The organism is Streptomyces echinoruber (genome assembly GCF_014651135.1).
Lineage (GTDB): Bacteria > Actinomycetota > Actinomycetes > Streptomycetales > Streptomycetaceae > Streptomyces > Streptomyces echinoruber.
Genome location: NZ_BMWH01000057.1, coordinates 1 through 10827, shown reverse-complemented (window position 1 = coordinate 10827; position 10827 = coordinate 1). Strand labels below are relative to the sequence as shown.

General features: G+C 67.2%; 12 protein-coding genes and 1 pseudogene. 4 read left to right on the top strand and 9 right to left on the bottom strand.

All coding sequences use genetic code 11. The features are described 5' to 3' along the window. The 6 genes from IE225_RS32085 to IE225_RS32060 all read right to left on the bottom strand — a co-directional run. Window positions 1-1536: sensor histidine kinase (locus IE225_RS32085; protein ID WP_190061188.1), on the bottom strand; the 1536-nt coding region annotated here is incomplete at its 3' end. Further along, complete coding sequence (locus IE225_RS32080) at window positions 1529-2038, bottom strand: ATP-binding protein (protein ID WP_125499616.1); 510 nt, start codon at window positions 2036-2038, stop codon at window positions 1529-1531. The genes IE225_RS32085 and IE225_RS32080, both read right to left, overlap by 8 nt. A gap of 140 nt (window positions 2039-2178) precedes the next feature. Next, entirely contained in the window at window positions 2179-2451 is a 273-nt protein-coding gene (locus tag IE225_RS32075) for a hypothetical protein (RefSeq protein WP_190061187.1), read from the bottom strand. A 79-nt stretch (window positions 2452-2530) separates the two neighbouring features. Then, the gene (locus IE225_RS32070; RefSeq protein WP_190061186.1) at window positions 2531-2728 is read right to left on the bottom strand and encodes a hypothetical protein; all 198 of its coding nucleotides are present in this window, start codon (window positions 2726-2728) and stop codon (window positions 2531-2533) included. A gap of 92 nt (window positions 2729-2820) precedes the next feature. Continuing rightward, window positions 2821-3951 (bottom strand): helix-turn-helix domain-containing protein, encoded by a 1131-nt coding sequence (locus tag IE225_RS32065; protein ID WP_229880204.1) that lies wholly within the window; start codon window positions 3949-3951, stop codon window positions 2821-2823. Window positions 3952-4113: 162 nt separating this feature from the next. Beyond that, window positions 4114-4755, bottom strand: a complete 642-nt coding sequence (locus IE225_RS32060) for an HAD family hydrolase (protein WP_125499624.1) — start codon at window positions 4753-4755, stop codon at window positions 4114-4116. Window positions 4756-5559: 804 nt separating this feature from the next. On the opposite strand from IE225_RS32060, the gene IE225_RS32055 reads away from it, so the two are divergent. The 4 genes from IE225_RS32055 (at window position 5560) to IE225_RS32040 (ending at window position 8372) form a co-directional block, all read left to right on the top strand. Further along, complete coding sequence (locus IE225_RS32055; protein WP_190061184.1) at window positions 5560-5775, top strand: hypothetical protein; 216 nt, start codon at window positions 5560-5562, stop codon at window positions 5773-5775. A 340-nt stretch (window positions 5776-6115) separates the two neighbouring features. Beyond that, window positions 6116-6892, top strand: a complete 777-nt coding sequence (locus IE225_RS32050) for a hypothetical protein (RefSeq protein ID WP_190061183.1) — start codon at window positions 6116-6118, stop codon at window positions 6890-6892. A 47-nt stretch (window positions 6893-6939) separates the two neighbouring features. Continuing rightward, window positions 6940-7413: an RNA polymerase sigma factor sigma-70 region 4 domain-containing protein gene (locus IE225_RS32045; protein WP_190061182.1), complete on the top strand. Its 474-nt coding sequence runs from the start codon at window positions 6940-6942 to the stop codon at window positions 7411-7413. 140 nt (window positions 7414-7553) lie between these two features. Beyond that, complete coding sequence (locus tag IE225_RS32040) at window positions 7554-8372, top strand: SAM-dependent methyltransferase (RefSeq protein ID WP_190061181.1); 819 nt, start codon at window positions 7554-7556, stop codon at window positions 8370-8372. 60 nt (window positions 8373-8432) lie between these two features. On the opposite strand, the gene IE225_RS32035 is transcribed toward IE225_RS32040, so the two are convergent. The 3 genes and pseudogenes from IE225_RS32035 to IE225_RS32025 all read right to left on the bottom strand — a co-directional run bounded on the left by IE225_RS32035 (window position 8433) and on the right by IE225_RS32025 (window position 10724). Continuing rightward, window positions 8433-9335: a helix-turn-helix domain-containing protein gene (locus IE225_RS32035; protein WP_190061180.1), complete on the bottom strand. Its 903-nt coding sequence runs from the start codon at window positions 9333-9335 to the stop codon at window positions 8433-8435. A gap of 100 nt (window positions 9336-9435) precedes the next feature. Continuing rightward, window positions 9436-9669, bottom strand: a complete 234-nt coding sequence (locus tag IE225_RS32030) for a DUF397 domain-containing protein (protein ID WP_190061179.1) — start codon at window positions 9667-9669, stop codon at window positions 9436-9438. A 239-nt stretch (window positions 9670-9908) separates the two neighbouring features. Continuing rightward, a pseudogene (locus IE225_RS32025) lies at window positions 9909-10724 on the bottom strand (IS5 family transposase). Between the last annotated feature and the right edge of the window lie 103 nt (window positions 10725-10827).

The following is a 10827-nucleotide window of genomic DNA, read 5'->3' as shown; positions in this document are numbered from 1 at the left end:
GCCGCGGTCGGCGGCCGTCACCGGAGCACCCGGTACGGCGGTCCCCAGGCCCCTGGCCGCCTGCTGGCCGCTGCGGAACGCGGCCGCCAGGCCGGGGGTGGCGGCGCCGCGGGGTGCGCTCTGGATCTGCGGACCGGCATCCGGCAGGGGCAGACGCTCCTGCCGGCGACGGGGCAGACGGGGCCGATCGGCAGGAGGGACGGACGCGGCGGGGGTCTGTCCGGCGTCGTTCGCCCGCTGCTCGGGCCGGGCCGCGGAAGACCGGGCGACGGGTGGCGGCGGTTCGGCGGCCGGGAGCGGCCGGTCGCCGGCAGCGGACGCGGCCGCCGCGGTGTCGGGGACGGAGATGACGTCGGGCGTCTCCAGACGCACCAGCAACCTGGCCGGCACCACCACGACCGCGGTGGTCCCGCCGGCGGGGTTCTCGTGCAGCGTCACCTTCATGCCGTGACGGCGGGCGATCTTCGCGGCCGTCAGCAGACCGATCTGCCCGTCCCGCAACTGCGCGCTGACGTCCACCTCGTCCGGAGCGGCCAGCAGGCGGTTCAGCCGCATCCGCTGCTGCGGGCTCATCGGCACCGCACGGTCCTCGACCTCGACCGCCAGTCCGGCGGGCACCTTCTCCGCCCGCACCAGCACCCGCGTGCGCGGATCGGAGAACTCGGTGGCGTTCTCGATCAGTTCGGCCACGAGGTGGGACAGCTCAGGGCCCACATAACCGGGCAACGCCAGCTCGGCCCCCACCGCGCCCGCGGCCACCCTGACCCGCGGATACTGCACGACCTCGGAGACGGCCCCGCGCAGCACCGTCATCACGCTCACCGGCCGGCGGGCGCTGCGCAGCGACTCCCCGCTGAGCACCGCCTTGCTCTCCACCATGCGACGCATCCGCGTCACCAGGTGGTCGGCGTCGTAGATGCCGGCCAGCAGCTCCGGCTCGTCGGTCCTCGCCTGCAACTCGCCGAGTGACTCCAGCGCGCGGCTGATCAGGGCGTGTTCGCGCCTGGACAGGTGCCGTAGGAGCTCCAGCAGGACGGCGGACTGCGACTGTTCGTGCATGCGTATCAAGGCCTGCACAGCCTCCGCTTTCACCCGTGTCAGGGCCGTCTCGACCTCCGCGGCCGAGTCCCCGCTCACCACGGCGACCGACAGATCGGGAATCGCAGGGCGCCCGCCGCGGCACAGCTCCTCCGCCGCCCGGACCACGGACTTCTCCACGTCCGCCGCTGCGTCCGCCAGCCGCTGCAACTCCGCGCCATGCGCCCGGCACACGGCAGCCGCGGCCGCGTCGGACCGGCATGCACCGACGAGCGCGGGAACGGACATCCCGCAGGCGAGTGCGAGCACGAGATGCCCCGCGGAGACCTGCAACAGCCGGCATACGACGGCGACGGCCGCCAGCGTGAAGGGCACGGTCACAAGAGACACCGCCACCGCCGAGCGGACCTGTTCGTACACCGACCGCTCGGCCGGCGACCTGCGCGGACGGCCGCGGCGGTGCGTGGCCGGGCGGGCGGAGGACACGGGCTCAGACATCGGTTTCCTCAACGGTCACGTCGAAACAGGGAAGGACGGTGGGCACCTGGCACCAGGCCACGGAGCCGTCGGCGCTGAACCCCCACGTGCCTTTCAACTCCGACACGAGGGCGTCGACGAGACACAGGCCCCGCCCGCTCACCGACTCGGAGCCGACATGCTGCGGAACAGGGATGGCGGACGGCGTGCGGTCGTTCACTTCCAGACGCACCCAGGAATGCGTCGGCATCCAGCCGCGCACGGCGAACGCATCCTCCCGGCCGTACAGAAGCGCGTTCGTGCACAGCTCGGAGACGACCAGGTCCAAGACGTCGACCTGATGCTCCGGTAACCGGCAATGACGCCGAGCCCAGGCCGTACAAGCCCGTCGCACGAATCCGACGCGGGACGGCTCGCAGGGCAGCGTCATCTCGAAGAACGGAAGACCGATCGTCGGCGTGTCCTGGAGCCGGGCCACGACCTGATTCGTTGTGCCGGCCGTGCCATCAACTCTGGGGGGCATGGGGAACTCCCTGGTTCACGATCGTGCGCGTTCGGGTGCCTTGTGCGGGAGCCGGACACGACGAGCGCCGCAGCCGCGTGCAGACGGAATCGGCATCAATCAGCACGACTTCAGCACCTGCGGCTCGAACTCCACCGTGCTCAACTCCGGCGCCCCAGGTAGGTGCCGCACACCGATACGCCGACGTCCAACTGCACCCCGCCATCCCCCAGCGGCGCGAAACGGGGCCTCACCGTCAGCGGCGCCACCCCGTGCTCCCGCCGCTCCGCGCGTTCCTCGCTCGGCGAGGAGGACGTAGACGGCAGTCGACGTCTGACGACCAGCGCGTGGTCGGCGCTGGAGCGCACCAGCACGTCCGGCGCGGCACCGACCGGTCGCAGTGCCGTGGTGCCGGGTTGGACTGTGGATTTCATGGTGTCGACGCTCCTTCACCGCATTGGCCACGCTCGGAACTGTTCGCACACGGACGCCGAGACCCGTTTCCTTCGGTCCTCACGGCGCAGCCACTTTCCGTCGGCATCCGCACGTGAAGATCCGCCACACACGGGTGCTGCCACGGACCACGACGTTTCCGGCCGCGCGCAGGCTCTTGCCGACAGCCCCGCAGTCGAAGCAGGCCTCACCGTGCAGCCGCGCGATGCTCACGCTGCTGTCGACGACGGTCGGCGCGAGCGGGAGTGCGTTCGGCATCCCCGATCCCATCTGCTGGCTCCTACGCGTGGCACAGATGGTGGGGGTCGGCGATCCTCACAAGTACCCCGGCGAGGGGTAGCCGGGGGCGCTCAGGTGGCGGCGCACCACTCGGCGAAGTTGGTGAGCGTCTCCGAGTCGGCTCGTTTCAGCCGACGCAGCGTGGCGGCGTCCTCGCGGACCCACGGGTGTTCGCGGGTGTGCTGAGGTGCGATGCGGCGGGCGACCTTCAGCGACTCGAAGGCATGGTCCGGCCGCCCGGACCACAGTTGGGCGCGGGCGAGTTCGATGTAGAAACCGCTGCGGCGCTCAGCCGGAAGATCGGTGGGGGGCTTCCACTCGCGAGCCACGTCGAGGGCGCGGCCGACATGCTCGTCACCGAGGCTTACGGCGACGGACACCTCATGGATGCGCACGGAGTCGGGGCCGAACGCGGTGCCGTAGTAGACGTCCTCCGGCACCCGGTCGGCGAGGGCGCGGGCCTCATGGAGGTGGGTGGTTGCGGAGGCCGCGTCACGTGCCCGGCCGGCGATGACGGCGGCCCGCATATGGAGGGCTCCCCTGGCCGCGATCTCTGGTGCTGCGCATGGTGCGGGGGCGGCGTCCAGAGCCTGTTCCAGGGCGCGCAGTCCCGAGACGTGGGCGCGCGCGGCGAAGAAGGTTTCGGTCCGTACGTAGGCGACGGAGGCGGCAAGCAGCGGGTCGTTCGTCTCGGGGAGCGCCCACCGCATGAGTTCGATCAGGCGTGCGGACAGGTCGCGGGCGCCGAACTTGTAGGCGACGGCGTCCGCCGAGCGGTATGCCCTGACCAGCAGCCGGGCCAGTTCGGTGCGCTGGTCTGAGGGGGCTTGGTGGTAGGCGCGGGCGAGTTCGACGAGGAGGTCGGGCAGCTTGCGGGCGATGCGCGTGTACTGGGCTCCCAGTCGCCAGCGTGAGGCCTCCGCCACGGCTGCGCGAAGTTCGTGAAGGGGGCGTGCGGGACCGTCCTCGGGGAGATCGTAGGTGGCGATCGCGGCGGAGAGCGCGGGCAGCGCATCGTGCACCGGAGTGTGTGCCGGGCCGCGGTCGGCGCGAAGCCGCATGGGGTCGACACCGAGAGCATCCGCGATGGCTTCGAGGGTGGAGTCGCCGACGCCGCGCTCGCCGCGTTCGATCTTGCGGATCGTGCCGAGCGCGACGCAGGCCGCCTCGGCGAGCTGTTGCTGTGTCATCTTCGGGCGCATGACGCTGCGGTAATACGCGATCCGCGCGCCTACTCCGCCCCGAGTGTGTGCGGGCATCCTGGCTCCAGTCCGGTGCGTCCACTCCGAACCGTACCCGCGTCGAGACGCAGCGCATACGCGAACGCCCCATCAACCGGAGTCGGTGGAGCCGGCTCAGCTCGGTCAGGTCCCGATGAACTCTGTAAGCTGGGTGAGGCTGTCGATGCGCCAGTCCGCGGCGGCCACGACGTCCGGGTCGTCCGCCCACAGGTGTCCCCACGGTCCTCGGCGAAGGTGTGCCACGCGCAGCCCGGCCTCCTTCGCCGGGAACACGTCGTTGACCGGATGGTCTCCGACGTACACGGTCTGACTCGGAGCCGCCTGCGCCACCTCCCGCACACGCTCGAAGAACTCCGGCCGCGGCTTCGCCACACCCCATTCCCCCGAGGTGACGATCAGATCCGCCGGAAGGTTCAAGGCACGCAGCAGCTCGCCGGCGCGCACCGTCTGGTTGCCCGCGATGACTACACGGGCGCCACGTTCGCGGAGCACCGTCAAGGCAGGGCGTACGTCGTCGTACAGGTCGCTCTCGTCGAGCCTTTCGCCGCGGCCGGCGGCTTCACGCGCGCGGTACTCGGCGGCGAGATCAATACCCGGCCGGACCAGACGCAGCGCCTCGGCGTTGTCCTCACCCCGCGCGACCACGGCACCGACCAGGGCGGAGAGAGTGTGACGCGGGATGCCCAGCCAGTCCGCCCAGGAAGCCCAGTAGCGGTCGTCCCGAGTGATCGTCTCACCGACGTCGAACACAACAGTCTGAATCACCTGCGGAAGCCTAACTGGATTGCCCGAGAGGTCCCCCGGAGCACGCGTCGGCGGGACATGCCCGCGTGCGCGGGCAGCGCAGCCCTCATGTGAAGTGAGTCACTCGAACTATCGCGTGATATCGGTGCCCGACTTGTCTGAGGGTCCCGGAGCCGCGCTCGCCCTCTTTGCTCGCAAATTGCAGCTGAGGCGAATGAATGCACGAACCGCTGACCGCTTCGTCGTGACGATCGGGTACGTGCGGCCATGCGGACACCGGCGCGCCGCCAGCATGTAGTCAGGTTTTCGCGAAGGCAATTTGCTCATTTTCCCATATGCACGTGCAGTCGAAGGGGATGTCACCGCTCCGCACCACTAAGTGAGCGGCGGCATACCGGTGACCTGCGAAGATGAAATCTACAGACGGTTTTTAGTCGTGTTTCTAAGTGAATGCTTCACAGTTCGCCTGCAAGTTGACTTGATGGATCCCATTCAGCCAGAAGTATGTTTGATTCGATCAATGTCGATCATGATTGCGGGTGGCAACCTGTTGCATCACGGGAAAGCGTTCGGGATCGCGGGAGCGCGTCTGTGAAGGCTTCGGTTTCGGGCTATCGTGGGATAACCGCACGGAGCCATGTGGTCACAAACTGTGCGGTGGCCCCGGGCTGCATCCCGGGGCCACCAGAGACAGGCCACTCCCATACGCGAAAGGTCGAAGAAGTGACCCCGAAAAACGGCCGGGAAGCCTCGAATCACGCCCCGGCGTCTCGTATCGCCCCTACCCCGCCCGCAGTGCCGGGTAAACCCCGCGCGGTGTCCGTGATGGACATGCGTGTGCAGGCCGGCTTCGTCTTGGTGCTCGTGGTCATGCTCGCCGTCGTCGTGGGGGTCTGTGGGAGCAAGAGCCTCCCGCTGGCCCCCAACTCGTGGTCGGCGTCCCCCGAGATCAGCTGCGCGCTGGTCTGGATGATCATCGTCATCGTGGTGAAACTCTGCCGCGGCAGCAGTTTCCGGTTCCTGCGCAGCCGGATCGTCTGACGTCGAGTCCACGGCGGGTGTCCGCATCGGGCACCCGTCTCGCAGTGCTGCCACGTCCGTCGGGCAGCACGTGCGCCGGATGGGAAGGGGCAATCAGGTGGCTGGACCCTCACGTGCCTCGCTGTATGCGTTCTGTAAGAAGCCGATCCCGGAGTCGGGTCGGCGCCGTGGACACCGACGAGATTACTGCACGGAGTTGTGTCAGGGCAGGGCCCAACGGCAGTGGAGGCGACGTGCGGGGCAAGACGTCGGAGACGTCCATCGCGTCGTCGCCGCTGAACTCGCCGCCCAGACGGCAGAACTCCTCGTCCTCGTTCGCGGTGACGAGCCGCCGAGCCCCGTGTTCGAACTCGCCTTCCAAGCTCAGCGCGAGGCTGTGCGGTTGGTTGCGGCTGTCACCGTTGTGGCCAGCGCCGAAGGCAAGGAGTGGCGGGAGATCGCCGAGGCAGCCGGGACCACCGAGGCGTCAGCACGGGCCCACTGGGGCGGTGCCAAGGCTGCCGAGCTGCTGGCCGAAACCTCGTCGACCGCAGGGCGGCGGACGCAGCCGACCACACGCATGGCCATGGCGTTCACGGACGGTGTTCTGCTGCCAGTGGTGCTGGCGATGCAGCAGGGTGCGCAGCTGCTCGGCAACGCCCTCAAAACGCTCCAGCGGAACTTGGGAGTGAGTCCGGAAGAGCTGACCCAAAGGGCGGAAGTTCCAGTTCCTGCCGTTCATTTGGTGGTTGATGGGCAGGCGGTGGCGCCTTGGACGTTGACCTATGTGCTGATCGACCTGATGGAAGACGACCCCGAAGAGATCAAGTGGTTGTGGGAGCGGGCCTGGTACGGAAGGTGCCACCGCGACCTGGCGGCCGGACTGGGAACGCTGTCGGCGGCGTTTAGGGGCGCACGCATCGCGGCTGGCACCCCCGAACTCTCCGCAGTGAGTCGACGAGCTGGTCTGGCACCGGAGGAGGCGGTTGCGTTATTCGAAGGCAGAACGAATCCGGATCGATCGGTCTTCTCGCTTTTGATCGCTTCCCTGGGAGCCGATCCGGAGGGCCTGTGGCCGCCGCAGGTGCCGCAGCATATGACCATGCGGGAGCCGCAGTCCGGAGGTGACGGTACGTGATGCGGGCCGGCCACGGCTCTGGACTGGCAACTGGACCGGAATCAAGCGTGCCGGACAGGTTCCGGCTGGAGTACTTCGCCTTCCGTCAGCTGCACCACGACGCCTATCTCGACTACGCTCAGGTCAGGACCGGTAGCAGGGTTCGAGCGGTGCGTTGCGTGGAGACCGTCTTCGACAGGCTGCGCGACATCTGGCAGGCGGCCTTGAGGGGGTCCCCGGCTGCTCAGGCGTGGGGGATGCTCCATGAACAGGCCAACTGCCACTCGGACTGCGGCGCGGGGCATGTATGGCCGATTCACTGCCTGCTGGAGGGGAGGCAGGCCGACGTCGTACTCCTGCACCGGCGGCTGCGCCTTTCCGTGGAAGAGGCAGCCGACTTGATGGGGGTGCCTGACTATACGGTGCGCGGCTTGCTGCGATCGGCAGATCGTGCGCTGCATGCTCTGCCGCCGTGCGTGGCGCCGGTGTTCACCGACGCGCTCTACGGGCGCGGCGCACATGGGGCGAGCGCGGCGCAGTGACGGCGCTAATTCGCTGTGCGTGTGCGCCTTAACTCAACCCGAAGGGCGTCCGGTCGAGTGATGGTCTCGGTCGCCATGAACCCTTAGGATGAGCCACTCCACCTAGACACCTGGCCTTCGATCAGGCTTTGGGAGTGTGCATGACCCATGGGGAGAAAAGGAAACCTCGCTTTGTCGACATGGATCAGCCCAGTGTCGCGCGTATGTACGACTGGCTTCTGGGCGGGTCGGCGAACTTTGAATCGGACCGTAATGCCTGCCAGCGGCTGTTAGATATCGCGCCCAGCACTCAGAAACTTGCGCAGACCAATCGGGCTTTCCTCCGCCGTGTGGTGCGGGCCCTGGTCGAAGAGTACGGCATCACCCAGTTCATCGACCATGGCTCGGGTCTGCCCACGCAGGACAACGTGCACGAGATAGCGCAGCGGCTGGACCCCGGCTCGCGCGTCGTCTACGTCGACAACGATCCGATGGTCCTGGCACATGCGAGAACTACCCTCGACGAGAACGACCGGACCTTGGTCCTCGACTACGACATGCGTGATACCGAGAGCATCATCCGATCCGCCAAGAAGGTGCTGGACTGGACCAAGCCAGTAGCCGCCCTGTTCGTGTCCGTTTTGCACTGCCTGGCCGACACCGACGACGAGCGAGCCCCCGACCGAGTGGTCCGCCGGGTCGCGGCCGCACTACCTCCTGGCAGCTACATGGTGATCTGCCAGCTGGTCAGTGACGATGCGAAGGTACGGGATGGCGTCACGAAGCTGATGGAGCAGGAGACGCGCGGCCAGTGGGGCCGGGTCCGTACGACCGAAGAAGTAGCTCGCTTCTTCGACGGCATGCAGATCGAGCCTCCAGGGCTCGGCGACGTGATCGACTGGCGGCCGGATGCGCCGCCCCCGCCGAAGCATTTGCGGCCCACCGACTGGGTCGAATGGGGCGGCCTTGCCCGTATCTGAGCCGCAGGGCCATGGAGCCGACCGCCAAGCCGCAAGCCACCCGCCGGCAGGCAGGGCCGGTCAGCGGTCGCGGTACTGCTCTATGGCCTTCTTCAACATCTCCATGCTGTCCTCCTTCGACAGCGCCACCTCATGCAGGTCGGACATCAGCTTGCGGTATTCGTCCAGTGCCCGCTTCTTCGTCACATAGACGGCGCTGCGGACCTGCTCGATGTAGGCCAGTTCGGAGTGCTGCCCGTCGGGGAACGTGAGGTGAGTGATCGGGAAGGGCGGAGCGATACTAGTCTTCTCGATCAAGCGTACGTGCACCTTGTTGGTCTCGGCGACGTGCAGCAGGTGCTTCAGCTGGGCTCGCATGACCTCGTTGGAGCCACGAGGCCGGTCGAGGACCGTCTCGTCCAAGAAAGCGATCAAGCGGATCCGACCGAGCACATGCTTGCTCCGGTCGCCCCTCAGCCTCACGATCCCCGCCCTTTCATCGGGCGAGGCGGTGGGCATCACCTGACGTACCAGGGCCTCGGCGTACTCGGGAGTCTGAAGCAGTCCGGGGACCACCTGATTTTCGAAGGTGGTAATCTGATCGGCCTGGCCTTCCAGTTGGATCAGGCGCCTGAGATAGTCCGGTGCGACGTCGGCGTACTGGTCGTACCACTGGTTATTGTTCGTCTGTACGAGCAGCTGTTCGATGAGCTGCATCTGCTGATCGTTGAGCCGGTAGAACCGCGCCAGGTCGTACACGTCCCGCGCCTTTGGCGGGCTTTCGCCACGTTCGAGGCGACTCATCTTCGAGGTCGATCCGCGGATTACGCGGGCCGCCTCTTTCAGGGTGTATCCGCGTTCTTCACGGCAGCGTCGAAGCTCATCACCCAGCATCCTGCCTGCGGACGGCTGGGACTCGGTCTGCTGCATGGAGAGCACCGGCGATCCGGCATCGGGATCTTCCATGCGACGGGCGACGGGCATGCGAACTCCGGGGCGACTGTGGACGAAGCGAGTCCAGCATGCCTGGTGCATACCCGCCGCCACAACACATGGCCTGCGATTCCGGGTGAGAGCTCGTGAATCAGCCAATCATGTGGTCAAATTCCGCCTCCTTGGCCCCGTCGAGGAAAGCCCTCAGTTCCGCCGGGGTGAACACCAGTGCGGGTCCGGCTGGAAACCGGGAGTTCCTCATGGCGATGCTCCCCTCCGGGAGCTTTGCCACTTCGACACAGTTACCGTCACCGATGCTGGTGCTCCCCTTCTGCCAGGCCACCCCGACGATCTGGTCCGCCGGCATACCGTTCGCGAACTGCATGATCACCTCACCTCGTTCCGTGTACTGTTCTCACCGCGCGCGCAAACACGGTTCCCATACGGGATCCTGTGCCGCGCTCCGTGCAAATCGTAGTGACGGCGCCCGAGTTGAACAGCTACTCGAAAGAGTGCACTTTCCCTGGTGGCGGTGTGTTTACATGAGCATTCCCCTCGATGGCCTGGGCGATGGGCGGCTCCGTGGGGGAGGCACTGCTCGCTGCATCGGACTAAGACCGTGTCCTATGTGGTGAGGCGGACGAGCCGCTTGTAGCAGCACAGGGCGGCGGCGAGGCCGAGAAAGGCCAGGTAGTTACGGGGATCGCGCTCGTATCGGGGCTGAGTCGGCGATAGCCGGACAGCCACGACATCGTCCGCTCGATCACCCACCTGCGACGACCCAATCGTTCGCTGGACTCGATGCCTTTGCGGGCGATCCGGACTCCGATGCGCTTGCCGCGTAACCATCTCCGCAGGTCGAGCCGGTCATACGTTTTGTCCGCGTGCAGGCGCTCGGGCTTGAAGTAGCGGCCGCGATGGGGGTCGTGTCTCGTTTGGTGACCCACCACTATGGGCTTCAGCCCTTCGCTTCATGGGTGTTGCCAGCTGAGACGCCGACGACGAGGAGCAGTCCATTCGCGTCCGACAGGATGTGCATCTTGGAACCCGGCTTGCCTCGGTCCACGGGGCTCGGACCTGGGTGTTCGCCCCCTTTTTCGCCCGGACGTGGGCGGTGTCGAGAACGACGCGGGTGACGTCGATGAGGCCGGCGTCGTCGAGCCGGTGCAGGACCGCTTCGTGCAGACGGGCCCAGACGCCGGCTCTGGACCAGATGAGGAACCGGCGGTGGGCCGTGGACTTCGAGACGCCGAAGCAGGGCGGCAGCGCCCGCCAGGCACAGCCGCTGACCAACACGTAGATGATGACCGCAAACAGCGTCTCATCAGGGGTGTTGGCTGTTCCACCGCCCTGCGGCCGTGTGCGTTGCTCTGGGATCAGCGGCTTCGCAATGTCCCACAGCCCGTCCGGCACGATCCAACTCCACGTTCCCCGCCCCATACCGGGTCAGCGTCCGCCTCACCACATAGGACACGGTCTTAGTACTCCAGCAGGACTTTGCTGTCTGACCTGCGGGTTTCGCTGGGCGGCTGGAGTGTAGCGG